A 24,942-nucleotide genomic window follows, 5' to 3' on the forward strand; every position below is an offset into this window, starting at 1 on the left:
CGGGCCCCCTTCCGACGGCAGGTATGCACCGAACGGGTGCGGGGGCGGGGGCGGGGCGGGCCCGCGCCCCGGCCCGTCTTCCGCTTTCGGCGCCGAAAGCGGGGTGGGCTCAGTAGCGGGGGGACGCCGAACCTTCGGCCCGGACGCCGGCCCGGCGGGCGGCGAACGGCGTGGCGACGTCCTCCAGCGACTTGTTCTCGGCCGACACCCCGAGGAACGCGGCGATCAGCCCGCCGAGCGCCATGACCCCGGCCCCCAGCAGGTAGCCGTAGAACAGCGGGCCCCGGTCCTCGCCCTCGCCGATCAGCGCGCTGTAGATCAGCGGACCGAAGGTGCCGAAGATCTGCGCGATCGAGAAGAAGACGGCGATCGCCTTGGCCCGCACCTCCTGCGGGAAGATCTCGCTGACCGTCAGGTAGGCCGAGCTGGCGCCGGCCGAGGCGAAGAAGAAGATGACCCCCCAGGCGATGGTCTGCGTCGTCGCGGTGAGGACGTCGGCGCGGAACAGGAACGCGGTCACCGCCAGCAGGACGCCGGAGAGGATGTAGGTGCCGGCGATCATCTTCTTGCGGCCGATGGTGTCGAACAGGTGCCCGAGCACCAGCGGGCCGGCCAGGTTGCCCACCGCGAAGGCGATGAGGAACAGCGGGACGTCGCCGGAGTCGACGTCGTAGAAGTTGCCCAGCACCAGCGCGTACGTGAAGAAGATCGCGTTGTACAGGAACGACTGGGTGATCATCAGCGAGGCGCCGTAGATCGCCCGGCGCGGGTACTCCTTGAACAGCACCCGGGCGAGGGCGAAGTAGCCGATGTTCTCGGCCGGCGTCAGGTCGATCGCCTTGTCCCGGGGCACCTCCGGCAGCGTGCGGCCGCCGCGCTCGACCTCCTGCTCGATGAAGGTGATCGTCTCCTCGGCCTCGTGCTCGCGGCCGTGCATGATCTGCCACCGCGGGCTTTCCGGCAGGTGCCGGCGGACGAAGAGGATCACGATGCCGAGCACCGGGCCGAGCAGGAACGCCAGCCGCCAGCCGACGCTCGGGTCCATGGCGTTCAGGAAGATGAACGTGCCGAGCGTGCCGAGGATCGACCCGGCCCAGTAGGTGCCGTTGACGATGATGTCCGTCCGTCCGCGGTACCTCGCCGGGATCAGCTCGTCGATCGCGGAGTTGATCGCGGCGTACTCGCCGCCGATGCCCATGCCGGCGATGAACCGGGTGAGGTACAGGTAGCCCACCCAGCCCCAGTCGTTGCTGAGCGTCAGCGCGGTCAGGCCGCTGCCGATCAGGTACACGGCCAGCGTGATCATGAACAGCTTGCGGCGGCCCAGCTTGTCCGACAGCCGCCCGAAGAACAGCGCGCCCACGACCTCGCCCGCGAGGTAGACCGACGCGATCAGGCCCACCTGGGTCGCCGACAGCGCCAGGGTCTCCGGTTCCGTCAGCCGCTCCACCACGGCGCTGGCGACGGTGATCTCCAGCCCGTCGAGGATCCAGGCGGTGCCGAGCGCGGCCACCATGCGGGTGTGGAACGGGGACCACGGCAGCCGGTCGATCCGCGCCGGGATGAGGCTGCGGATCACGCCGGGTGCGGGCGCCTCGCGGGTTGTCGTCATCGAACTGCCTCCGGGCTGGGCCGTGTTCTGTTGTGGACCGAAACTGTTGTCGGCCGGAACCGTTGTTGCCCCGCCGGGAACTCGATCAACCCCCCGTTCGTTCGACTCCTTCGCGCGTCGACCAGGTCACTCCAGGCCGGTGCGCGCCGCGACCTCCCGCGCGGTGCGCTCCCGGATCCGCTCGACCTGGTGCGAGAGGACGGCGTCGAGCAGGCGGTTCACCGGCGTGACCTCGCCGAGCCGGGCGAGCCCGAACCACCGGGGGACGGCGACGGTGCGCGACCGCGGCGCGTCGAGGCAGCGGGCCACCGCGTCGGCCACCCGCCGCGGGTCGATGCCCGGGGAGAGTCGGCGGCGGGCGTCGTCGTCCGACGCCGGCGGGTGCCCGTGCCCGCGGGCGAGCCACTCGGTGGCGGCGAAGCCGGGGTTGACGGTGTGCACCCGCACCCCGCGGGCGGTCACCTCCCGCCGCAGCCCCTTCACGAACCCCTGCACGCCGGCCTTGGTGGCGGAGTAGACGGTCAGCGGCGGCACCTGCGCCCAGCCGGCCGCCGACCCGATCGTGAGGACGTCGGCCCGCCCCCGCTCCCGCGCCGCGGCGAACAGGTGCGGCAGCGCGAGGCGGGTCAGCTCGACCACCCCGGTCAGGTTCAGCGCCACCATGCCCTCGACCACCTCGCCGGGCATGTCCTCGACCAGCCCGGCCCAGCCGAGCCCGGCGTTGAGGACGACGGCGTCGAGCCGGCCGTGCTCGGCCAGGACCCGCTCCACCAGCAGGGCCCGGTCGTCGGCGTCGGCGACGTCGGCGGTCACCGCGCGCACGCCGGGGACGCCGTCGACCGCCTCGGTCAGCCGCGCCCCGTGCCGGGCGCAGGTGACCACCCGGGCGCCGTCGGCGGCCAGCCGGCGGACGACGGCGCGGCCGATGCCGGCGCTGCCGCCGGTGACGAGGACGATCCGGGCATCCGTCGAGGTCATGCCGCGGTTCCTACCCCTGGGCGACATCGCACACAGGTGTGCATCGAACGCAGCGGCCGTGGGCATGGCCAGGGCATGCAGTTGCCCGAGCCCCGGGGTCCCCTGACCAGCGCCCTGTTCGCCGACCTCGCCGGCGGTACCACCCTCTCCCCCGCCACCCTGGCCACGGCCGAGCGCGTCGCGGCCGCCGCGGACCAGCCGCTGCTCGACGACGACCTGCAGGTGGCCCTCGCCGCCTGCTACGAGCTGCACTACCGCGGTTTCGACGGCGTCGCCGAGAGCTGGGAGTGGGAGCCGGAGCTGCTGCGGCTGCGGGCGCTGCTGGAGGGCGCGCACACCCGGGCGCTGCGCGACCTGGTCGGCCCGCTCGAGGCCTCCGACGAGCCGATCGACCGGCAGCTGACCGCGCTCATCGCCGCCGACGACTCGCCGTCGCTGTCGTCGTACCTGTCGAAGAAGGCCTCGCTGGAGCAGTACCGGGAGTACCTGAGCCTGCGCTCGGTGTACCACCTCAAGGAGGGCGACCCGCACACCTTCGCCGTCCCCCGGCTGTCCGGGCGGGCGAAGTCGGCGATGGTGGAGATCCAGGCCGACGAGTACGGCGGCGGGACCGCCGAGCGCATGCACAGCGAGCTGTTCGCCGGGATGATGCGCGACCTAGGGCTCGACGCCGGGTACGGCGCGCTCTGGGACGACTCCCCCGCCGTGGCGTTCGCGCTGGTCAACACCATGTCGCTGTTCGGCCTGCACCGCCGCTGGCGCGGCGCGGCCCTGGGGCACCTGGCCGCCGTGGAGATGACGTCCTCCGAGCCGAGCCGCCGGCTGTCGGCCGGCCTGCGCCGGCTGGGCTTCGACGAGCGCACGACGGTCTTCTACGACGAGCACGTCGAGGCCGACGCGGTGCACGAGCAGATCGCCGCGGTGGACATGTGCGGCTCGCTGGTGGCCGACGACCCCGCCCTGGCCGGGGACGTGCTCTTCGGCGCCGCCTGCGCGCTCGCCGTCGACGGGCTCACCGCCCGGGTGCTGCTGGCGGCGTGGGAGTCCGGGGCGTCGGCGCTGAGGGGCGCGCGGCCGCTGGCCGCCTGACCGGCGCGGATACAGCACCCTCCGGTTCCGGCTCGACATCGGTCGCGTCCGGCCGATGTCCTGGGGCATGTGGCGCCGCGCGGACGGCACGCTCCAGCCCGTCCTCCGCCCGGAGCAGATGCCCCGCGACGTGGAGGCGCTCGAGCACGTCATCGGCCTGCTCGACGCGGGTGTCTCGGACGCGCTCGAGGCGGTCTGCGTGATCACGCGCGGGCTGGTCGAGTCCACGGGGATGGCCTACGGCGCGGTCTGGTGGCCGGCCGGAGAGGGCCGGTTCCTGCTGCGCTGGGAGACCGGCGAGCTCGTGCCGGCCATGAGCGCCCGCTGGGACGCCGCCACCGTCCTCGACGAGCACGCCGGCTACGGCGGGCAGGCGCTGCGCGAGCGGGACACCGTGCTGCTCACCGACACCCCGGTGCCCGGCCGCTGCCTGCGCTGGGAGACGGCGCACACCGCCGGCGCGCTGCAGGGCGCCTTCCTGCCCGTCCTCGAGGGCGACCGGGTGGTGGCGATCGTCGAGTACTACAGCCGCCGGGAGCTGCCGTTCGTCGGCGGACGGCGGGAGAAGTGGCAGGCGATCGGCCGCATCCTCGCCCACTCCCGCACGGCGGCGCTCGCCTCGGCCGCGCTGCAGGAGACCCTCGACGACCGGGAGGCGGTCACCACCGTCGTCGCGCGCGTGGGCGCGGCCCGCGACGAGGCGAGCGCCCTGCGCATCGCGCTCGGCACCGTGCGCACCGCCCTCGGCTGGGCGTACGGCTCGTTCTGGGCGCTGGACCCCGAGGCACGGGTGCTGCGCTTCGCCGTCGAGTCCGGCTCGGCCGGCGAGGAGTTCCGCACGGTGACCCTCGAGCCCAGCTTCGCCGAGGGCGTCGGGCTCTCCGGGCGGGCGTGGAAGCGCCGCGACCTCGTGTTCGTCCGCGACCTGGCCGAGGTCACCGACTGCGTGCGCCGCCCCGCCGCGATGCGGGCCGGCGTCAAGTCCGGCGTCTGCTTCCCCGTCACCGCGGGCGGTCAGGTCATCGGCACCATGGACTTCTTCGTCACCGAGACCATCGAGCTGTCGGAGTCGCGGGCCTCGGCGCTGCGCAACGTGCAGACCCTGGTGTCGCAGCGGATCGACGTGCTCCGCCGCGCCGCCGACGACGCCGAGAACGCCCTGGCCCTGCTCCAGACGGTCGACCGGCTCCGCGAGGCCGCCGCGGCCGCCGGCCGGATCGCCGAGCGGGCGGTGGAGCAGGCCTCGACCATGACCACCGAGGTCGAGTCGCTGGGCCAGGCCTCCGCCGCCATCGGCGAGGTCATCGCGGTCATCTCCGGCATCGCCGACCAGACCCACCTGCTCGCGCTCAACGCCACCATCGAGGCGGCCCGCGCCGGCGAGCTCGGCAAGGGCTTCGCCGTCGTCGCCAGCGAGGTCAAGGAGCTGGCCCGGGAGACGGCCGAGGCCACCCAGCGGGTCACCGATCAGATCGCGTCGTTGCAGGCCAGCAGCGAGTCGGTCTCGGCCGGCATCCACACGACCAGCGAGATCGTCGGCGAGCTCGACGCCGTCCAGGCCCGGATCGGCGAGGTGCTCGAGGAGCAGGTCACCATGGCGACCCGGTTCGACAGCCGCTGATCAGGCCTCCGACCGGCTCGGGCTGACCTCCTCGGCGGGCCGCCGCACGGCGCGGCTGATCCCCCAGCCGAACACCGCGGCGACCGGGAACATCAGCACGCCGTACACCGCCGCCGGCACGGCGAGCTCCACGCTGCCGAGCACGCTGATCGCCACGGTGATGGCCAGCGTGCTGTTGTGCACGCCGATCTCGAACGCGCTGGCGATCGCCTGGCGGTGCACCACGCCCAGCGCCCGCGGGACGAAGAACCCGGTGGCCAGGCTGAGCAGGCAGAACAGCAGCGCGGGCAGGCCGACGTCGCCGAGGTACTCGGCGATGTTCTCCCGCTCGGCGACGATCGTGCCGACGATGACCAGGGCGAGCACGACCGCCGAGACGATCCGCACCGGCTTGTCCATGCGCTCGGCGAAGCCCGGCGCGCGGGACCGCACCAGCATCCCGATCGCGACCGGCACCAGCACGATCGCGAAGACCTGCACCGTCTTGCCGAACTGCAGGCCGATCGAACCGGCGTCGTCCGGGTCGAAGTACGCGATCGCCAGGTTGGTGACCAGCGGCAGGGTCACGACGGCGATCAGCGAGTTCACCGCCGTCAGGGTGATGTTGAGGGCGACGTCGCCGCGGAAGAGGTGGCTGAACAGGTTGGCCGTCGTCCCACCGGGCGAGGCGGCGAGCAGCAGCAGCCCCACCGCGAGCAGGGGCGGCAGGTCGAACAGCAGGACGAGGCCGAAGCACAGCAGCGGCAGCACGAGCAGCTGCAGCGCGAGGGCGATGACGACGGCGCGCGGCTGACGGCCCACCCGGGCGAAGTCGGCGAGGGTCAGCGAGAGCCCGAGCCCCAGCATGACCAGGGCCAGGGCGGCCGGGAGCAGGACGGTGGTCAGCGCCGAGCCCATGGCGGCCTCCGGTTCGGGTGCGCGAGCCTCCTCGTCGAGGCCGTGACGTGCATCCTGGGGCACGCCGGGGCGTGCGGTCGAGCGCGGCGCCGGGCGGTCACCCCTCCGGGGACGCCTCCCGCAGCCGCGCGGCGCTGCGGATCTGCGCCGCCGGGCGCGGCCGCGACGGCGCGCTCGGCGCCGAGAACCCGGTCCGCTTGTGCGTGCCGTCGCAGAACGGCTTGATGCCGGACTTGCCGCACCGGCACAGGGCGATCGTGTCGCGGCCCGGGTCGATCTCCACGCCGTCCTGGTCGACGAGGCGGAAGTCGCCCCGGACGATCAGCGGGCCGTCCCGGTACGGGGTGATGGTGGCGGCGCCGCGGGGCTCGTCGTCCTCGGGCGGCTCGGGCGCGGGTGATGACACGGGTGCACCCTGCCCCGGGACGGCGCCGCGCACACCTGCGTCACCCGGCCGCGGGCCTCCGGCGGCCCTCCTCCGACTCGACCTCGACGGCCACGGTCTCGACGACGAGCACCTCGTCGGTCGCCTCCCGGGCCTCGGGCACCTGCGCGCCGGTCGGGTCGCCGGACCCCTCGAGCAGCGCCTCCTCGGTGACGGCCGGCGGCGTGAGCGCGCGGACGACGCCGACGGCCAGCACCGCCCCGACCAGCGGCGCGAGGATGAACAGCCACACCTGGGTCAGCGGCTCGCCGCCGGCGAACAGCGCCGGGCCGAGCGAGCGGGCCGGGTTCACCCCGGTACCGGTGAGCGGGATGCCGATCAGGTGGACGGCGGCCAGCGTCAGGCCGATCGCCAGCCCGGCGAAGCCCGGCGAGGCGGCGCGGCCGGTGACCAGCAGCACGACCGCGACCAGCACGAAGGTCAGCAGCATCTCGAGCACGAACGCCCCGACGCCGTTGATGGCCACTCCCCAGCCGTTCGAGCCCAGGGAACCGGTCTGGTCGGTCACGTCGCCGAAGCCGCTGGTGAGCAGCGCCAGCAGCCCCGCCCCGGCGATGCCGCCGGCGAACTGGGCGACCCAGTAGAGGCCGGCCTCCCGGGCGGTCATGCCGCGGGAGAGCAGCACGCCGAGGGTGACGGCGGGGTTGATGTGGCACCCCGAGACCGGACCGATCGCGTAGGCGAGGGCGAGCAGGACCAGGCCGAAGGCCAGGGCGACGCCGGTGGCGCCGACGGCGTCGATGCCGCCGACCGCCGCACCGACGGCGAGGAAGACCAGCAGCAGGGTGCCGACGAACTCGGCGACCAGCGAGCGGACGAGCGTGGGGGGCACGACGGGACCTCTCGAGCGCCGCAACCGCTCCCCCGCGCCGCCCGTCGGCGGCCGCGGTGCGGGTCGCGTCCAGGCTGGACCTGTTGCGCGCAACACGCCAGGGTCTTGCGGAACCGCGGTGTTCTCAGCCGGCCTGCCCGTAGAACACCTCGTCGACGACGCCGCGGGCGCGGCGGGTGGTGCGCCGGTAGTCGTCGACGAACTGCCCGGGGTCGGTGTCGGGCCCGTAGCCGCAGGCCCGGGCCACGCCGGCCAGCTCCAGCCCGGAGCGGGGCAGCTGGTCGCTGGGCCGCCCGCGGACCAGGAAGATCGCGTTGCGCGCCCGGCTGGCCAGCTCCCACGCGGCCTGCAGCACCTCGGCCTGCTCGGCGGGGAGCGTCCCGTGCGCGGCCAGGGCGGCGAGGGCGTCGACCGTCGCCGGCACCCGCAGGCCGGCGTCCTGCGCGGCGTGCTGCAGCTGCAGCAGCTGGACGGTCCACTCCACGTCGGCCAGGCCGCCGCGGCCCAGCTTGGTGTGGGTCGCCGGGTCGGCGCCGCGCGGCAGCCGCTCGCGCTCCACCCGGGCCTTGATCCGCCGGATCTCGGCCACCTGCTCCGCCGTCAGCCCGCCCTCGGGGTACCGGAGCGGGTCGACCATCGCGACGAAGTCGGCGCTGAGCCGCTCGTCGCCGGCCACGGGGGCGGCGCGCAGCAGCGCCTGCACCTCCCACACGTCGACCCAGCGCTCGTAGTACTCGCGGAAGGCGTCGAGGCTGCGCACCAGGGCGCCCTGCCGGCCCTCCGGGCGCAGGTCGGCGTCGACCTCGAAGGCGGGGTCGGGCGCGGGCGCGCCGAGCAGCCGCCGCAGGGTGTGCGCGACGGCGTTGGCGGCCGCGGCGGCGGCCTTCTCGTCGGCGCCGTCCCGGGCCCGGTGCACGAAGAGCACGTCGGCGTCGGAGCCGTAGCCCATCTCCCCGCCGCCGAGCCGGCCCATGCCGATGACCGCGAGATCCATCGGGACGTCGGCGACGTCGGTGCCGGTCTCCAGCGCGTGCGCGCGCAGCGCGGTGTCGAGCCCGGCCTGCAGGGTGGCGACGGCGATGTCGGTGAGCGCGCGGCCCACCCCGACCACGTCCAGCCGGCCGAGCAGGTCGGCGCTGGCCACGCGCAGCAGCTCCTGGCGGCGCAGCCCGCGGATGACGCGGATGCCCTCCTCGGGGTCGGGCGCCCGCCGGGCGGCGGCGCGCCAGGCCCCGGCGAGGGTGGCGGCGGAGCGCGGCTCGAGCTCGGCGTCGTCGGCGAGGATCCGCAGCGCCTCGGGCGCGCGGCCGAGCAGGCCGGCGACGTACTGGCTGGAGCCGAGCAGCAGCGCCAGCCGCTCGGCCACCTGCCCCTCGTCGCGCAGCAGCCGCAGGAACCACTGGTTGCCGCCGAGGGCCTCGCTCACCTTGCGGTAGGCGAGCAGCCCGGCGTCGGGGTCGGCGCAGGAGGCGAAGGTCTGCAGCAGCACCGGCAGCAGGTACTTCTGCATCGACGCCGAGCGGGAGACGCCGCCGGTCAACGCGGCCATGTGCCGCAGCGCGCCCTCCGGGTCGGCGAAGCCCAGGGCGCGCAGCCAGTCGCCGGCCGCCTTCGAGCCCAGCTGCATCTGCTCGCCGGGCACGCGGGCCACCGCGGAGAGCAGCGGCCGGTAGAAGAGCTTCTCGTGCAGCCGCCGGACCTCGCGGTTGTGCAGGGCCAGCTCGGCCCGCAGCACGTCGACGGCGTCCCCGCGGTGGTCGGGCTTGTAGCCGAGCGAGCGGGCCAGCCAGCGCAGCTGCTGCTCGTCGGTGGGCAGCAGGTGGGTGCGGCGCATGCGCAGCAGCTGCAGCCGGTGCTCGACGGTGCGCAGGAACCGGTAGGAGGCGATGAGGGTGTCGGCGTCGTCCCGGCCGACGTAGCCGCCGGCGCGCAGCGCCATCAGCGCCGGCAGGGTGCCGCCCACCCGCAGCGACGGGTCGACCCGGCCGTGCACCAGCTGCAGCAGCTGGACGGCGAACTCCACGTCGCGCAGCCCGCCGCGGCCGAGCTTGATCTCGCGGTCGGCCTGCGCGGGCGGGATGTTCTCCTCGACCCGGCGGCGCATCGCCTGCACCTCGCCGACGAAGCCCGGGCGGTCGCCGGCCTTCCAGACCTCGGGGAACAGCGCGTCGACGTAGGCCCGGCCGAGGTCGGGGTCGCCGGCGACCGGGCGCATCTTCAGCAGCGCCTGGAACTCCCAGGTGCTCGCCCACTGCTCGTAGTAGCTGGTGTGCCCCTTGAGCGTGCGCACCAGGGCGCCGGCCTTGCCCTCGGGGCGCAGCGCGGCGTCGACCTCCCAGGCCGCCTCGCGGCAGATCCGCAGCAGCGCCGCCGCCACCCGGGTGGCGCTCTGCACGGCCGGGCCCTCGGCGTCGGTGGGGTCGACCGGCTCGGCGACGAAGACGACGTCGACGTCGCTGACGTAGTTGAGCTCGCGGCCGCCGCACTTGCCCAGCCCGATCACCGCCAGCCGGCAGGCCGCCGCGTCGGCGGGCTGCTCGGCGACGGCGATGGCCAGCGCGGCGCCCAGCACCGCGGCGGCGATGTCGGCGAGCTCGCCGGCCACGTCCTCGGCGGACATGTTCTCGCCGAGGTCGCGCCCGGCCAGGCTGACCAGCGCGCGGCGGTAGGCCAGCCGCAGCGCGGTGACCCGGTCGGGGGCGGCGTCGGGCGCGGCCTTGCCGAGCCGGACCCCCCAGGGCGGGTCGTCGGGGTCGGCGCCGACGGCGAGCAGCAGCTGCCGCTCGAGGGCGTGCGCGGTGGGGCGGGCGCTGCCCCGGCCGTCGCCGTCGAGGACCGTCCAGTCGGCGGGGTTGGCGGCCAGGTGGTCGGCGAGCCCGGCGCTGGCGCCCAGCAGCGAGAGCAGCCGGGCCCGCAGCAGCGCCGAGCCGCGCAGCCGGGCCAGCAGGGTGGCCGCCGAGCCGCCGCTGGCGTCCTCGCGGTCGAGCGCCTCCACCAGGCGGTGCAGCGACCGGGCGGCGAGGTCGGGGTCGCCGGCGCGGGCCAGCGCGCTCACGACCGGGCCGGCCTCGGGGTCGGCGGGCTCGTTGCGCTCGAGGTCCCACAGGCCGATCGCGGGCTCGGAGAGGATGCGGGCGGCCCGCTCGCCGTCGTCGAACCCGAACCGGGCCAGCCGGACGACGGCCCGCCGCGGGACCTCCCGCGCGCCGGGAGCGGTCATCTCAGGCGGCCCGCCGCGCCGTGCCGCGCACCAGGTCGGCGAAGCGGGCGGCGAACGGCGCCCACACCCGCTCGAGGTCGGGGTGCGCGAGGTCCATGCGCAGGCAGATCGTGTCGAGGTCGAGCGGGCTCGTCGCGACGCCGTCCGGGTCGTTGTGCGCCCAGGCCCGGGCCACCTCGGGCGTGGTCTCGATGTGGAACTGCAGCCCGTAGACGTGCCGGCCGAGCCGGAAGGCCTGGTTGCCGTAGACCGGGCTGCTGGCCAGCAGGGTGGCGCCGGGCGGCAGCGTGGAGATCTCGTCGTGGTGCCACTCGATGACGTCGGGGGTCATCGGCAGCGGGCCGAACAGCGGGTCGGCGTCGGCGGCGTCGCGCTTGGCCACCAGCGCCGCGCCGACCTCCGGGCCCTCGACGCCCCTGCGGGTGGAGCCGCCGCCGGCCTGCGCCAGCAGCTGCGCGCCGAGGCAGACGCCCAGCGTGGGGACGTCGTCGGCGATGGCCTGCCGCAGGAGCGCCCGCACGCCGACCAGCTCGGGGTGGACGTCGTCGGGGTCCATCGACGTCTGCGGGCCGCCGAGGACGAGCAGCCCGTCGTACCCCTCGAGGTCGGCGGGCAGCTCGTCGCCGCCGTCCTGCGGACGCACGTACCGCTCGTCGAGCTCCAGCCCGGCCTCGGTCAGCCACTCGCCCAGCCGCGCCGGCGGGTCCGTGCGGCTGGGGACGACGACGAGCAGGCGGGCGGCGCGGGCGGACACGCGATCGAGCCTAGTTCCCGCCTTCGGCGCCGGAAGCGGGCCTGCTTTCGGCGCCGAAAGCGGGAACGGCCTACAGGCCGGGGAGGTAGCGGCGCAGCTCGAAGGGGGTGACGTTCTGCCGGTAGGAGGCGAACTCCTCCTTCTTGTTGCGCAGGAAGTGGTCGAAGACGTGCTCGCCGAGCGTCTCGGCCACCAGCTCGCTGCTCTCCATCGCGGTCAGCGCCTCGCCCAGCGACACCGGCAGGTCCTCGTAGCCGGCGGCGCGCCGCTCGGTGTCGGTGAGCGACCAGACGTCGTCCTCGGCCTCGGGCGGCAGCTCGTAGCCCTTCTCGATCCCGCGCAGCCCGGCGGCCAGCAGGACGGCGAAGGTGAGGTAGGGGTTGCACGCCGAGTCGGGCGAGCGGATCTCGACCCGCGCGGAGTTGGCCTTCGACGGCTTGTACGACGGCACGCGCACCAGCGCCGAGCGGTTGGCCCGGCCCCAGGTGACCGCGGTCGGCGCCTCGGTGCCGGCCAGCAGCCGCCGGTAGGAGTTGACCGTCTGGTTGGTGACCGCGGTGAACTCGCGGGCGTGGGTGAGCAGGCCGGCGATGAACTGCTTGCCCGTGGTGGACAGCCGGAGCGGGTCCGATGCGTCGTGGAAGGCGTTGCGGTCGCCCTCGAACAGCGACAGGTGGGTGTGCATCGCCGACCCGGCCAGGTCGGTGAACGGCTTGGGCATGAACGTCGCGTACACGCCCTGGGCCAGCGCGACCTCCCGGACGACGTGGCGCAGCGTCATGATGTTGTCGGCCATGGACAGGGCGTCGGCGTAGCGCAGGTCGATCTCCTGCTGCCCGGGCGAGACCTCGTGGTGGCTGAACTCCACCGAGATCCCCATCGCCTCCAGGGCGAACACCGCCTCGCGCCGGAAGTCGTGCGCCACGTTGTGCGTCGACAGGTCGAAGTAGCCGCCGGTGTCGGCCGGCTCGGGCGGGCTGCCGTCGGTGGGCAGGTCCTTGAGCAGGAAGAACTCCACCTCGGGGTGGGTGTAGAAGGTGAAGCCCATGTCGGCGGCCTTGGACAGCGTCCGCCGCAGCACGTGCCGCGGGTCGGCCCAGGCCGGCGAGCCGTCGGGCAGCGTGATGTCGCAGAACATCCGGGCGGTGTCGCTGGCCCGGCCGGCGCGGGCGGGCATCACCTGGAAGGTCCCTGGATCGGGCTTGGCCAGCATGTCCGACTCGTAGACGCGGGCGAAGCCCTCGATCGCCGAGCCGTCGAAGCCGATGCCCTCGGCGAACGCGGCCTCGATCTCGGCCGGCGCGACGGCGACCGCCTTGAGGTAGCCCGAGACGTCGGTGAACCACAGCCGCACGAAGCGGATGTCGCGTTCCTCGAGGGTGCGCAGGACGAACTCCTGCTGTCGGTCCATGCTCGCCATGATCTGATCCGCTCGTTTCGGTTGCGTGACGACGCCGGCTACAGCCTTCCAGCCTGCTCCGTCCGGGGGACGCCGACACCGGCTGCGCCCCCGAGGTGTCGCGCTCGGACCTGTTCCGGAATGCCCCGCCGGACCTACCATGACCCTGCCACCGGCGAGAGCGCCGCGGCACGGGCGCGTCCCGGACGCCCCCCGCCGGCGTGGGTGGCGGAGGGCGAGATGGACGTCGTCTTCGCAGTGCTCCTCGTGGCCGCCCTGGGTCTGCTGGTGCTCGCCGGCCTGAGCCTGCGCGTCGTCGACCAGTTCGAGAAGGGCGTGGTGCTGCGCTTCGGCCGGCTGAACGGGGCGCCCCGGGAACCCGGGCTGACCTTCATCGCCCCGGGGGTCGACCGGCTGCACAAGGTGAACATGCAGGTGGTGACCATGCCCGTGCCGGCGCAGGAGGGCATCACCCGCGACAACGTGACGGTCAAGGTGGACGCCGTCGTCTACTACAAGGTGTACGACCCGGTGCGGGTGGTCGTGGGGGTGCAGAACTACCAGGCCGCGATCGCCCAGGTGGCGCAGGCGTCGCTGCGGTCGATCATCGGCAAGAGCGACCTCGACGACCTGCTCTCCAACCGCGAGCGGCTCAACCAGGGCCTGGAGCTGATGCTGGACAACCCGGCGGTCGACTGGGGCATCCACATCGACCGGGTGGACATCAAGGACGTCGCGCTGCCCGAGGGGATGAAGCGGTCGATCGCGCGGCAGGCCGAGGCCGAGCGGGAGCGCCGGTCGCGGGTCATCACCGCCGAGGGCGAGCTGCAGGCCTCCGAGAAGCTGTCGCAGGCGGCGGCGGTGATGAGCGCGCAGCCGGCCGCCCTGCAGCTCCGGCTGCTGCAGACCATGGTCGAGGTGGCCGCCGAGAAGAACTCGACGGTCGTCCTGCCGTTCCCGGTCGAGCTGCTGCGCTTCCTGGAGCGCGCCGCACCGCCGGACGGCGCCGTCCGCGCCTGAGGCGCTGCCACACTCGGCCGGTGCCCCGACTGCTGCTGATCCGCCACGCCCAGGCCGCCGTCGGGCGGGTCGACGCCGAGCGGCCGCTGACCGAGCAGGGCGCGCGCGACGCGCGGGCGCTGGGGGCGCGGCTGCCCCGGCCCGACCGGGTGCTGGTCTCACCCGCCCGCCGGACGGTGCAGACGTGGGAGGAAGCGGCGACCGGGGTCCGGCCGGTCGTCGAGCCCCGCCTCTACGCCAACGACGTCGACCTGCTGCTCGCCGTCGTCCGGGAGACGGACGGCGACGTGGGGACGCTGGCCGTCGTCGGCCACAACCCGTCGGTGGGCGCCCTCGCCCAGCTGCTGGACGACGGCACGGGCGCGCCGGCGGCCCGCGACGGCGTGGCGCTCGGCTTCCCGGCCGGCGGCGTGGCCGAGTTCGACGTGCCGGTGCCCTTCGCCGCCCTCGAGCTCGGCGGGGCGAGGCTCGTCGGGTTCACCGCACCCCGGCACTGACCCGGCACCGACCCGGCGCCGGACCCGCCCCCGATGGCCGCCGACCAGCCCGGACGACCAGACTGGGGGCATGAGCGATCCGGTGCAGCTGCGGGTGGCACTCGCCCAGGTCGACACCCGCGTCGGGGACCTGGACGGCAACGCCGAGCTGGTGAGGACGTGGACGGCGCGGGCCGCCGCGGAGGGGGCCCACCTCGTCGTCTTCCCCGAGATGACGCTGACCGGCTACCCGCCCGAGGACCTCGTGCTGCGGGAGTCGTTCGCGAAGGCCAGCGAGCGGGCGGTGGTCGACCTGGCCGCCGAACTCGAGGAGCGCGGCCTCGGGGGCACCGCCGTCGTCGTCGGCTACCTCGCGCACACCGAGGGCAGCGGCCCGGCGCCGGTCGACACCCCGCCGACCGACGAGGACGACCACCCCTCCGACGCCAACCCGCGGCGCGGCGCGCCGCGCAACGCCGCCGCGCTGCTGCACGGCGGCGAGGTCGTCGCCCGCTACTACAAGCGGCACCTGCCCAACTACGGCGTCTTCGACGAGGACCGCTACTTCGTGCCGGGCAACGAGCTGCACGTCGTCCGGCTGCACGGGGTCGACGTCGCCCTGGTGATCTGCGAGGACCTCTGGGTCGAGGGCGGGCCGGCCGGCGTCGCCGGGCAGGCCGGGGTCGACCTCGTCGTCTCCCCCAACGCCTCGCCCTACGAGCGGGCCAAGGACGACGCCCGGCTGCCGCTGGTGCGCCGCCGGGCCGCCGAGGCGCGCGCGCCGGTCGTCTACTGCAACCAGGTGGGCGGCCAGGACGAGCTGGTCTTCGACGGCGACTCGATGGTCGTGCTGGCCGACGGCGAGCTGCTGGCCCGCGCGCCGCAGTTCGTCGAGCACCTCATGACCGCCGACCTCACCCTCGACCGGGCCGCGGTCGGCGAGCGGCGGGACGGCCGGATCGGCCCGATGACGGTGCACCGGCACGTCGTCTCCGAGCAGCCGGTGGAGCCGTTCGAGGCGCGGCCCTGCTCGGTGGCGAAGCCGCTGTCGGACTGCGAGGAGGTCTGGCGGGCGCTGGTGCTGGGCCTGAAGGACTTCATCGACAAGAACGGCCTGCCGTCGGTGATCCTCGGCCTGTCCGGCGGGATCGACTCGGCGCTGGTCGCCGCGCTCGCCGTGGACGCCCTCGGCCCCGACCGGGTCTTCGGCGTCGGCCTCCCGTCCAAGTGGTCCAGCGAGCACTCGCTGTCCGACGCCGAGGACTCGGCGAAGCGGCTGGGCCTGCACTACTCGGTGGTGCCGATCGCGCCGGTGGTCGACGCCTTCCACGGCAGCGTGGACCTGACCGGGGTGGCGGCGGAGAACCTGCAGGCCCGCGTGCGCGGCACGCTGCTCATGGGGCTGTCCAACCAGCACGGCCACCTGCTGCTGGCCACGAGCAACAAGAGCGAGGTCGCCGTCGGGTACTCGACGCTCTACGGCGACGCGGCCGGCGGCTTCGCGCCGATCAAGGACGTGCCCAAGACCCTGGTGTGGGAGCTGGCCCGCTGGCGCAACGCCTACGCCCGCGACCGCGGCGAGACCGAGCCGATCCCGCAGAACTCGATCGACAAGCCGCCGTCGGCGGAGCTGGCGCCCGGCCAGAAGGACACCGACTCGCTGCCCTCCTACGACCAGCTGGACGCGGTGATCGCCGACTACGTCGACCGCGACCTCGGCATGGCGCAGCTGCTCGAGCGCGGGCACGACCCCGAGGTGGTGGCGAAGGTCCTCCGGTTGGTGGACATCGCCGAGTTCAAGCGCCGCCAGTCGGCACCGGGAACGAAGATCTCGCTGAAGGCGTTCGGCCGGGATCGGCGTCTGCCGATTACCAACCGCTGGCGGGAGAGCCTGCCCAGCGTCCGCGAAGGAGCGGCTGCACAGTCATGAGCGAATCGGTCCTCTACGGCGGGCAGTCGTCCGCCCGGGTGCGCGTCCACCACCTGCAGCAGGCCAAGGAGCGCGGCGAGAAGTGGGCGATGCTCACCGCCTACGACACCAACAGCGCCGCGGTGTTCGAGGAGGCCGGCATCCCGGTCCTGCTGGTCGGGGACTCGGCCGGCAACGTCGTCCTCGGCTACTCGAGCACCGTGCCGGTCACCCTCGACGACATCCTGCTGATGACCAAGGCCGTGACCCGCTCGACCAGGCGCACCCTGGTCGTCGCCGACATGCCCTTCGGCAGCTACGAGGCCGGGCCGCGGGAGGCGCTGGCCAACGCGATGCGGCTGATGAAGGAGGGCGGCGCGCAGGCGGTCAAGCTGGAGGGCGGCGTGCGGGTGGCCCCGCAGATCAAGCTGCTCACCGAGAACGGCATCCCGGTGATGGCGCACATCGGCTTCACCCCGCAGAGCGAGCACGCCCTCGGCGGCTTCCGCGTGCAGGGCCGCGGCGCGGGCGCCGACCAGCTGCTCGCCGACGCCGCCGCGGTGCAGGAGGCCGGCGCGTTCGCCGTCGTCCTGGAGATGGTGCCCGCGACCCTGGCCGCCCAGGTGACCAAGGAGCTGGCCATCCCGACCATCGGCATCGGTGCCGGCGTCGACTGCGACGCGCAGGTGCTGGTCTGGCCCGACATGGCCGGCCTCACCGGCGGCCGCGTGCCGCGGTTCGTGAAGAAGTACGCCGACCTGCGCGGCGAGCTGCTGCGCGCGGCGAAGGAGTACGCCGACGACGTCCGCAGCGGTACCTTCCCGGCACCGGAGCACTCCTTCGAGTAGCCCTCCCCGGGAGGCCCGAGTGGATCCCAAGGACGTCGTCCGCCGGTTCGTCGAGGAGTGCGTGAACACGCACCGGGCCGAGCTGCTGGACCGGTTCGTGCACGAGTCGGTGACCATGCACCCCGGCACGCCGGGCGAGGCGGCGGCGACCGAGGGGATCGACGAGCTGCGCCAGGCCTACCGGCGCTTCCGCGTGCTCTTCCCCGACCTGCACGTCACGCACGACCTGCTCATCGCCGAGGGGCCCTACGTCGCGGCCCGGTGGACGGCGACCGGGACGGCGCAGGGCTCGCTCGGCGGGGTCGAGCCCTCCGGTGAGCAGCTGCGCTGGAGCGGCACCGACGTCTACCGCGTCGAGGACGGCCGGATCGTCGAGTGGTGGCGCAACGACGACTTCGCCGGCCTGCTCCGGCGGCTGGGCCGCCGCGTCGTCCCGACCGCGGACTGACCCGGTGCGGGTCCTCGTCGTCGCCTCGCCGCTGCCCGGGCACGTGCTGCCGCTGGCGCCGCTCGCCACCGCCCTGCGCGACGCCGGGCACGACGTGCTGCTCGCGACCGCCGCCGACGGCCTGGGGGCCTGCCCGGCGGGACTGGCCACCGAGGACGTCGCGCCCGGCCTGCGGATCGGGCCGCTGTTCCTGCGCGCGCTGTCCCGGCACCCGCGGCTGATGCGCGAGGAGATGGCCGGCCGGGCCGGCACCCGGGCGGTGCGGCTGCTGTTCGGCGCGGTCGGCGAGCGCATGGCCGACGGCGTCGCCGAGGCGGCCCGCCGGTTCGCGCCCGACGTCGTCGTCCACGAACCGCTGGCCCCCGCCGGCGTCGAGGCCGCGGCCCGGCAGCGGGTGCCCGCCGTGCTGGTCGAGGGCAACCTGTTCGACGCCGAGGAGCTCTCCGCCGCCGTCCTGGCCGACTACGCCCCGCGGCGGGGCGCCCAGGACTTCCCGCCGCCGGCCGAGGTGCTGGTCACCGCGCCGCCCAGCGTGGTCGGGCAGCGCCGCGGCCGGCCGATGCGGTTCGTCGCGGCGACGCCCGACCGCCCCTTCGCCGAGGAGTTCGCGCGCGCCGGCGACCGGCCGCGGGTGCTGGTCAGCCGCAGCACGGTGGCCGATCCGCGCCGCGACCGGCTCATGACCACGGTCGCCGACGCCGCGGCCGGGACCGATCTCGACGTCGTCCTGGTCCGGCCGGACCGCTGGGTCGCCCGGAAGGCGCTGGCGCCCAACGTGCGGACGACGGGCTGGCTGCCCTTCCCCGCCGTGCTGCCGGCCGCGGCCGGGATCGTGCACCACGGCGGCGCGGGCACGGTGCTGACCGCGCTGGCCGCCGGGGTGCCGCAGCTGGTCGTCCGCGGCGCCGGCGACCGGCGGGCCAACGCCGACCTGGTCGCGGCCCGCGGTGCCGGCCTGGCCGCCGACCTGCGCGACCTCTCCCCCGCCCTGCTGCGGCGGCTGGTCGACGACGACGCGCTGGCCGCGAACGCCCGCGAGGTGGCCGCCGAGATCGCCGCTATGCCGCACCCGGCGGAGCTGGTGCCGGTGCTGGAGGCCGCCGCCGCGCGCGTGCGCGGCTGAGCGCCAGGCCGTAGCCGACGGCGTTGAGCCCGAACGCCAGCACGTACAGGCCGGCCTGCACGGCCGTGCTGTTCACGTCCAGCCCGACCGGCGCGAACACGTGGTGACCGAGGAAGCCGCCCTCCAGCGGCGGCGCACCGGCCGAGGCGCGCAGGTCGTCCTCCCAGACGGTCAGCGGGCACGGCGCCCCGGCCAGGTTGACCGCGAGGATCGCCACCGCGACCGGCGCGTGCGCCAGCAGCAGCCGCGGCCACCGCAGCGCCAGCAGCGACCCGGTGAGCATGAAGAGCACGGCGGCCCCGTGGACCACCGCGACGACGCCGGCCAGGAGCACGAGGTCAGTCTGCCCCTGCCCGCAGCTGCCGGGCGAGCACCGCGGGCGCCTCGGCCAGCGAGGGCCCGTACCAGGTGAGGTGCCGGCCGCTGACGAACGCCGGCCGCGCCCGTGGCCAGGCCTCGGGTCCGTCCCCGGGCGCGAAGGCGTACGGCTCGTCGGGCAGGACGACGAGGTCGGCGTCGACCGCTGCCACCTCCCCGGGGGTCAGCTTCGGGTACCGGTCGGCGTGGTGCGCGAAGACGTTGGCGACGCCGAGCCGGGTGAGGACGTCGCCGGCGAAGGTGTCGCGGCCGAGCACCATCCACGGCCGCCGCCAGATCGGGACGACGGCGCGCACCGGCCCGACGCCGGGCGGGTCCTCCCACGCGGCGCGGGCCGCGGCCAGCCAGGCCGGGTCAGGACGCCCCAGCAGCGCGCAGAGCCGGCCGAGGGTGTCCAGCGCCTGGTCGACGGTGGCGGGCGCGGTCACCTCGACCTCGACGCCGGCCGCCCGGATCGCGGCGACGTCCTCGTCGCGGTTCTCCTCGGCGTTGGCGACGACCAGGTCGGGGTCCAGCGCGAGCACGCGCGCCACGTCGGGCCACTTGGTGCCGCCGACCCGCGGGACGTCCAGGTCGGCCGGGTGGCTGCACCAGTCGGTGGCGCCGACCAGCAGCCCGCGGTCGGTCGCCGCGATCGCCTCCGTCAGCGACGGCACGAGCGACACCACCCGCCGCGGCGTCGCGCCACGGTACGAGGCTCCGCGATCGTCGGACCGCGCCATCCCGACGCGCTCAGGCGCCCGGCACGGCCGCGCCCCGCCTCGCGCCGGCCTTCTCGGGCACCTCGACGCCGATGGCCCTGGTCCACACCAGCGTCAGCGTGTGCAGCAGGGCGTCGCGGTCGAACTCCTTGCCCAGCGTGAGCCACACGTAGCAGACGTGGTCGACCATGGCGCCGAGCACCTCGGCCGTGAGCAACGGGTCGAGGGACCTGTCGGCGATCCCCGCCTCCTGCTGGTGGGCGATGCCCCGGGCGGCGCGGTCGACGAACGCCTCGCGCACCTGGAGCCGCAGCGCCTTGAGCTCGGGGGTGAACGTGCCCACCTGCTCGATGAGGGCGATGATCCGGGCACGCGGCTCGTAGGCGTCGACGAACCGCTCCATCGCGTGGTGCGCGCGCTCGTAGGGCGTTGCGCCGGTGGGGCCGTCGACGTGCAGGGCATCGAGGAGCTCGCCGACGACCCGTCTGGCGACCTCCTGGAAGATGGCGTCCTTCGAGTCGTAGTACGTGTAGAAGGTGCCCTGCGCCACCTCCGCCTCGGCGACGATGTCGGCCACCCGGCTGTCGAGGTAGCCGTTGCGCGCGAACACCTTCTCGGCGGCGTCGAGCAGTGCGGCCTTGCGCGCACGCCCCTTGCCGGTGAGCGGCCCCGTGTCCCGGCGCACCTGCTGCACCGGGCTGGGAACGGTACCCGAGTGGGGTCCGGGCACGGTCGGTCCTCCCTCCTGGCGACGCCCCCGTCGCTCCGCATTCGACATGATCGCGCACCGACTCGCTGGGCGAGCCGCCGCGGGCCCACGGGTGGGCCGTGTGCCAGGGTGGCGGTCCGGCCCCCGTCGAACGGGAGTTCCCGTGGACTTCTCCCTGCCGCGAGCACTCACCACCCTGCTCGGCGAGCTCGACGCGTTCATCGACGCGGAGATCACGCCGCTGCAGGAGCAGGACGACAACCAGCGCTTCTTCGACCACCGGCGCGAGTTCGCCCGCACCGACGTCGAGGGCGGCGGCGTGCCCCGGCGGGAGTGGGAGGAGCTGCTCGCGGAGGCGCGCCGCCGGGCCGACGCCGCCGGGTTCTTCCGCTACAGCCTCCCGGCCGCGCTCGGCGGCCGGGACGGCTCGAACCTCGACATGGCGGTGATCCGGGAGCACCTGGCGCACCGCGGGCTCGGCCTGCACAACGACCTGCAGAACGAGCACAGCGTCGTCGGCAACCTCGTCTTCCCCCACCTGCTGCACCTGTTCGGGACGGCGGAGCATAAGGAGGAGCTGCTCGAGTCCTCGATCACCGGCGAGCGCGGCCTCGCGTTCGGCCTGACCGAGCCCGGGCACGGCAGCGACGCCACGTGGATGGAGACGACGGCGGTCCGGCGGGACGGCGACTGGGTGATCAACGGCGTCAAGCGGTGGAACACCGGCGTGCACGCCGCCACCCACGACGTCGTCTTCGCCCGCACCTCCGGCGAGCCCGGGCACCCCAGCGGCATCACCGCGTTCGTCGTGCCCACCGACTCCCCCGGCTTCGACGTCCCGTTCTTCTGGTGGACGTTCAACATGCCCAGCGACCACGGCGAGGTGACGCTCACCGACGTCCGGGTGCCCGACGCGGCGGTCCTCGGCGCCGAGGGCGAGGGGCTGGCGGTGGCGCAGACCTTCCTGCACGAGAACCGCATCCGGCAGGCCGCCTCGGGCGTCGGCGCGGCGCAGTACTGCATCGACGAGTCGGTGCGCTACGCCAGGGAGCGGATCACCTTCGGCAAGCCGCTGGCCGAGCGGCAGGCGATCCAGTTCCCGCTGGTGGAGCTGGCGACCGAGGCCGAGCTGGTGCGCACGCTGATCCGCAAGACCGCGGTCGAGCTCGACGAGCTGACCGCGCGCGGGGAGCCGGCGGTGCCGATCGGCCACCGGGTGTCGATGTGCAACTACCGCGGCAACCGGCTGGTCTGCGACGCCGCCGACCGGGCGATGCAGGTGCACGGCGGCATGGGCTACAGCCGGCATCTGCCGTTCGAGCACATCTACCGCCACCACCGCCGGTACCGGATCACCGAGGGATCGGAGGAGATCCAGATGCGCCGGGTGGCCGGCCAGCTGTTCGGCTACCTCACGTGACCCCCGACGACCTCGCGGCCGAGCTCGGCACCCCGGTCGAGGGGCTGACCCGGCTCTCCGGCGGGGCGAGCCGGGAGACGTGGGCGCTCACCGCGGGCGGTCGCGCGCTGGTGCTGCGCAGCGGCGCCGGCACCGGCGGGGTCGACCTGGCGGTCGAGGCGCAGGCGATGACGGCGGCGGCGCGGGCCGGCGTCCCGGTGCCCGAGGTGGTGCGCACCGGTGAGCTGGACGGCCGGCCCTACCTGCTCATGGCCCACGTGGACGGCGAGACCATCCCCCGGCGCGTCCTCCGCGACCCGGCGGTCGCCCGGCCCGGCCTCGCCGCGGAGCTGGGCGGGCTGCTGGCGCGGCTGCACTCGGTCCCGCTCGCCGAGGTGCCCGACGTCGCGCCGACCGGCGACCCGCTCGAGGAGCTGCGGACGGCGTACCTCGCCGACGGCCGGGTGCCGCCGCCGGGGCTGGCCCTCGGCCTGCGCCGGCTGGCCGCCGCCCGCCCCGTGCCCGCGGGCGAGGTGCTCGTGCACGGCGACTTCCGCATGGGCAACCTGATGCTCGGCCCCGACGGGGTGCGCGCGGTGCTCGACTGGGAGCTGGTGCACCGCGGCGACCCGGTGGCCGACCTCGGCTGGCTCTGCGCCAAGGTGTGGCGCTTCGGCTCGCCGCGGCCGGCCGGTGGCGTGGGGTCGCGGGCCGAGCTGCTCGACGGCTACGCCGCGATCGCCGGCTGGCGGCCGACCGAGGCGCAGCTGCACTGGTGGGAGCTGTACGGCACGGTCCGCTGGGGCCTGATGACCGGCGTGATGGCCGACCGGCACCTGTCCGGCGCCGAGCCGTCGGTGGAGCTGGCGGCGATCGGCCGGCGCGCCGCCGAGCAGGAGTTCGACGTGCTGCTCGCGCTGGGGCTGGACGCGCCCGACGCGTCGCTCCCGGCCGAGCCGGCGGCCGACGACCCGGAGCTGTTCGGCCGGCCGACCGCCGCCGAGCTGGTGGAGGCCGTGGCGCACTTCCTCGCCGCGGACGTGCAGCCGGGCACCGAGGGGCGGGTGGCGTTCCACGCGCGGGTGGCCGGGAACGTGCTGGCCACCGTGCGCCGGGAGCTGCTGCTCGGGCCGGCGGCGCGGGCCGCGCACCGGGCGCGGCTGGACCGGCTGGGTTGCGCCGACGACGAGGCGCTCGCCCGCGGCATCGGCGACCGCTCCCTGGACGACGGCGACCCGGCCGTGCTGGACGCGGTGCGCGGCGGCGTCCGCGGCCGGCTGCGGGTGGCCAACCCGCGCCACCTCACCGCGCCCGCCTAGCGCTCAGCCGGCGGCGTCGACGTCGTCGTGCGCCGGGACGACGTCGGGCAGCGGGTGCAGCGGGACGGCGTCCTCGCGCAGGGCGTCGCGGAAGCCGGCGACGTCGGGGTAGATCGTGCTGCGCCGCCGGTTGAGCGCGTTCAGGTGCTCGCGGATCGCCTTCTTCATGCGCCCGGGGACGACCAGCGCGCAGAACGGCAGCCGCGTGGGCCGGCCCGCGCCGCGCTCCTCCGGGGCGAACAGCTTGGCCAGCCGGTCCCGCCCGGGCGGGCCGGCGGCCGGCAGCGGCAGGCCGTCGACGCCGGCGGGCGAGGGCCCCAGCGGGACCGCGCCGGAGAGGAAGAGGCCCTCCCGCGCCTGCAGGCGGGGGGTCGGCCGCGTCGGGCGCACGAGGAACGGGGACCCGGTCTTGGCCGACACCGCCAGCGCGTGCCGGAGCGACCAGTCGGGCGCGGCGGGCGGGTCGGGCGTCTCGTAGGTCGGGAACTCGGTGACGTCGAAGGCGAGCAGGACGCCCGCCTCGTCGCCGCGCTCGACCGCGAACCACAGCGCCGTCATCGGGTTGTGGGTGACCTCCACCAGCCGGGTCGGCACCCCGTGCTGCTGCAGGTCGACGAGCAGGGAGAGGTCGGAGGCCTGCGCGCCCAGCCCCCACCCCCGCGCCTCGCGGAGGACGGCCAGCTCGTGCCGGCGCAGCTCCAGCTCGGTCGGCAGCGGCTCGGCCTCGTCGATGACCAGGCCGTGCAGCAACGACGACCGGACCCGGACCGAACGGTCGCTGCACCCCCGCCAGACGTACCGGCGACCGGCGGCCAGCGAGACGATGCGCGTGATCGCGCGGAACGCCTGGTCCTGCGACGTGACGCCGAAGCCCCAGCCGGTCGTCGTCCACCGTGGGTCGGCCTGTTCCGACACCGTCCTCCGAGCCCCCCTCGTCCGTCGGCGCCGTGGTCCGGCACCGGCGGTCGAGTGTGCCGCCGGCGTACGACAGTTCCGGGGCGCGAGCCGTCCTCCCCCACCGGAAGGGCTCCTCCCCCACGTCCCACCGCGGGGGAGGAAGGGTCACGACCAGGTCAGCTGATCGTGGCCGCGGACGTCAGCCGGCGGGCTTGTCCGTGCGGATCGCGGAGACGTCGAACTCGATCTGGATGCGGTCGCTCACCAGCACCCCGCCGGTGTCGAGCGCGGTGTTCCAGGTCAGCCCCCAGTCGCTGCGCTTGATCGCCAGCGCGCCCTCGAAGCCGACCCGCAGGTTGCCCCACGGGTCCAGCGCGGAGCCGGTGAGCGCGAAGTCGACCGTGACCGGCCGGGTGACGTCCTTGATGGTCAGGTCGCCGGTGACCCGGTAGAGGTCGTCGTCGATCTCCTCGACCGCGGTGGACTCGAAGGTGATCTCCGGGTAGCGCTCCACGTCGAGGAAGTCCGGCGAGCGCAGGTGGGCGTCGCGGTCGGCCACGCCGGTGTCGACCGTCGCCGTCCGGATGCGCAGCGCCACGGCGCTGGCCGAGGGGTCCTCGTAGTCCAGGTGCGCGGCGCCCTCGAAGTCGGAGAACGACCCGCGCACCGTCGTCACCATGGCGTGCCGCGCCCGGATGCCGATGCGGGTGTGCTGAACGTCGACGACGTAGTCGCCGGTGACGTCGGGGACGGCGCTGGTCGCCGCCTCGAACTCGGACGCGTCGCTGTCCGGTGCCCGGTGTCTGCCCACCGTCTCCCACTCCCCCAGATCGGTCCCCCGCGCTCCATCGTTCCCGATCGCGCGGGG

At 75.0% G+C, this 24,942-nt stretch carries 23 protein-coding genes; 10 read left to right on the top strand and 13 right to left on the bottom strand.

Annotated features, from left to right (window positions below):
* Positions 1–109: 109 nt before the first annotated feature.
* Positions 110–1,612, bottom strand: coding sequence for an MFS transporter (locus ACI797_RS24570; RefSeq protein ID WP_456862337.1), 1,503 nt, complete (start codon positions 1,610–1,612; stop codon positions 110–112).
* 126 nt (positions 1,613–1,738) lie between these two features.
* Positions 1,739–2,590 (bottom strand): SDR family oxidoreductase, encoded by an 852-nt coding sequence (locus ACI797_RS24575; RefSeq protein ID WP_456862338.1) that lies wholly within the window; start codon positions 2,588–2,590, stop codon positions 1,739–1,741.
* Positions 2,591–2,665: 75 nt separating this feature from the next.
* Between ACI797_RS24575 and ACI797_RS24580 the strand changes: the two genes are divergently transcribed.
* Together ACI797_RS24580 and ACI797_RS24585 are read left to right on the top strand one after the other, a co-directional pair.
* Positions 2,666–3,679: an iron-containing redox enzyme family protein gene (locus ACI797_RS24580; RefSeq protein WP_456862340.1), complete on the top strand. Its 1,014-nt coding sequence runs from the start codon at positions 2,666–2,668 to the stop codon at positions 3,677–3,679.
* Between the two features lie 55 nt (positions 3,680–3,734).
* Positions 3,735–5,300 (top strand): methyl-accepting chemotaxis protein, encoded by a 1,566-nt coding sequence (locus tag ACI797_RS24585; RefSeq protein WP_456862341.1) that lies wholly within the window; start codon positions 3,735–3,737, stop codon positions 5,298–5,300.
* Here ACI797_RS24585 and ACI797_RS24590 read toward each other — a convergent pair whose 3' ends face one another.
* From ACI797_RS24590 to ACI797_RS24615, 6 genes are all read right to left on the bottom strand, one after another.
* Positions 5,301–6,197, bottom strand: a complete 897-nt coding sequence (locus ACI797_RS24590) for a bile acid:sodium symporter family protein (protein ID WP_456862342.1) — start codon at positions 6,195–6,197, stop codon at positions 5,301–5,303.
* A gap of 97 nt (positions 6,198–6,294) precedes the next feature.
* Positions 6,295–6,603: a CDGSH iron-sulfur domain-containing protein gene (locus ACI797_RS24595; protein WP_456862343.1), complete on the bottom strand. Its 309-nt coding sequence runs from the start codon at positions 6,601–6,603 to the stop codon at positions 6,295–6,297.
* 40 nt (positions 6,604–6,643) lie between these two features.
* On the bottom strand, positions 6,644–7,474 hold the full coding sequence (locus ACI797_RS24600; RefSeq protein ID WP_456862344.1) for an aquaporin: 831 nt from the start codon (positions 7,472–7,474) through the stop codon (positions 6,644–6,646).
* 124 nt (positions 7,475–7,598) lie between these two features.
* Complete coding sequence (locus ACI797_RS24605; RefSeq protein WP_456862346.1) at positions 7,599–10,694, bottom strand: bifunctional [glutamine synthetase] adenylyltransferase/[glutamine synthetase]-adenylyl-L-tyrosine phosphorylase; 3,096 nt, start codon at positions 10,692–10,694, stop codon at positions 7,599–7,601.
* A 1-nt stretch (position 10,695) separates the two neighbouring features.
* Positions 10,696–11,448 carry a type 1 glutamine amidotransferase gene (locus ACI797_RS24610; protein ID WP_456862348.1) on the bottom strand — a complete coding sequence of 251 codons (753 nt, stop codon included), beginning with the start codon at positions 11,446–11,448 and terminating at the stop codon, positions 10,696–10,698.
* A 70-nt stretch (positions 11,449–11,518) separates the two neighbouring features.
* Positions 11,519–12,859: a glutamine synthetase family protein gene (locus tag ACI797_RS24615; protein WP_456862350.1), complete on the bottom strand. Its 1,341-nt coding sequence runs from the start codon at positions 12,857–12,859 to the stop codon at positions 11,519–11,521.
* A gap of 228 nt (positions 12,860–13,087) precedes the next feature.
* Here ACI797_RS24615 and ACI797_RS24620 point away from each other — a divergent pair, with 228 nt between their 5' ends.
* The 6 genes from ACI797_RS24620 (at position 13,088) to ACI797_RS24645 (ending at position 18,671) form a co-directional block, all read left to right on the top strand.
* Positions 13,088–13,867 (top strand): slipin family protein, encoded by a 780-nt coding sequence (locus ACI797_RS24620; RefSeq protein ID WP_456542759.1) that lies wholly within the window; start codon positions 13,088–13,090, stop codon positions 13,865–13,867.
* Positions 13,868–13,887: 20 nt separating this feature from the next.
* Positions 13,888–14,364, top strand: a complete 477-nt coding sequence (locus ACI797_RS24625; RefSeq protein ID WP_456862352.1) for a SixA phosphatase family protein — start codon at positions 13,888–13,890, stop codon at positions 14,362–14,364.
* A gap of 70 nt (positions 14,365–14,434) precedes the next feature.
* Entirely contained in the window at positions 14,435–16,273 is a 1,839-nt protein-coding gene (locus ACI797_RS24630; protein ID WP_456862354.1) for an NAD+ synthase, read from the top strand.
* A complete protein-coding gene (gene panB / locus ACI797_RS24635; RefSeq protein ID WP_456862356.1) occupies positions 16,270–17,100 on the top strand; it encodes a 3-methyl-2-oxobutanoate hydroxymethyltransferase in 831 nt (276 codons plus the stop codon). Before ACI797_RS24630 ends, panB begins: the two co-directional genes overlap by 4 nt.
* 19 nt (positions 17,101–17,119) lie before the next feature.
* Positions 17,120–17,548 (top strand): ester cyclase, encoded by a 429-nt coding sequence (locus ACI797_RS24640; RefSeq protein WP_456862358.1) that lies wholly within the window; start codon positions 17,120–17,122, stop codon positions 17,546–17,548.
* 4 nt (positions 17,549–17,552) lie between these two features.
* On the top strand, positions 17,553–18,671 hold the full coding sequence (locus ACI797_RS24645) for a glycosyltransferase (protein ID WP_456862360.1): 1,119 nt from the start codon (positions 17,553–17,555) through the stop codon (positions 18,669–18,671).
* Here ACI797_RS24645 and ACI797_RS24650 read toward each other — a convergent pair.
* The 3 genes from ACI797_RS24650 to ACI797_RS24660 are packed head-to-tail and all read right to left on the bottom strand — an operon-like array spanning position 18,607 to position 20,480.
* On the bottom strand, positions 18,607–19,005 hold the full coding sequence (locus ACI797_RS24650) for a DUF2784 domain-containing protein (protein ID WP_456542765.1): 399 nt from the start codon (positions 19,003–19,005) through the stop codon (positions 18,607–18,609). The two genes, ACI797_RS24645 and ACI797_RS24650, sit on opposite strands and share 65 nt — an antisense overlap.
* Before the next feature lie 4 nt (positions 19,006–19,009).
* Entirely contained in the window at positions 19,010–19,771 is a 762-nt protein-coding gene (locus tag ACI797_RS24655) for a helical backbone metal receptor (protein ID WP_456862363.1), read from the bottom strand.
* A gap of 10 nt (positions 19,772–19,781) precedes the next feature.
* Complete coding sequence (locus tag ACI797_RS24660) at positions 19,782–20,480, bottom strand: TetR/AcrR family transcriptional regulator (RefSeq protein WP_456862365.1); 699 nt, start codon at positions 20,478–20,480, stop codon at positions 19,782–19,784.
* A 142-nt stretch (positions 20,481–20,622) separates the two neighbouring features.
* Here ACI797_RS24660 and ACI797_RS24665 point away from each other — a divergent pair, with 142 nt between their 5' ends.
* Together ACI797_RS24665 and ACI797_RS24670 are read left to right on the top strand one after the other, a co-directional pair.
* Positions 20,623–21,879 carry an acyl-CoA dehydrogenase family protein gene (locus ACI797_RS24665; RefSeq protein WP_456862367.1) on the top strand — a complete coding sequence of 419 codons (1,257 nt, stop codon included), beginning with the start codon at positions 20,623–20,625 and terminating at the stop codon, positions 21,877–21,879.
* Positions 21,876–23,177 (top strand): phosphotransferase family protein, encoded by a 1,302-nt coding sequence (locus tag ACI797_RS24670; RefSeq protein ID WP_456862369.1) that lies wholly within the window; start codon positions 21,876–21,878, stop codon positions 23,175–23,177. Before ACI797_RS24665 ends, ACI797_RS24670 begins: the two co-directional genes overlap by 4 nt.
* Before the next feature lie 3 nt (positions 23,178–23,180).
* Here ACI797_RS24670 and ACI797_RS24675 read toward each other — a convergent pair whose 3' ends face one another.
* On the bottom strand, positions 23,181–24,092 hold the full coding sequence (locus ACI797_RS24675; protein WP_456862371.1) for an FRG domain-containing protein: 912 nt from the start codon (positions 24,090–24,092) through the stop codon (positions 23,181–23,183).
* Between the two features lie 181 nt (positions 24,093–24,273).
* The gene (locus ACI797_RS24680; protein ID WP_456541903.1) at positions 24,274–24,885 is read right to left on the bottom strand and encodes a YceI family protein; all 612 of its coding nucleotides are present in this window, start codon (positions 24,883–24,885) and stop codon (positions 24,274–24,276) included.
* Between the last annotated feature and the right edge of the window lie 57 nt (positions 24,886–24,942).

The sequence above is a fragment of the Geodermatophilus sp. SYSU D00691 genome, from assembly GCF_054050275.1.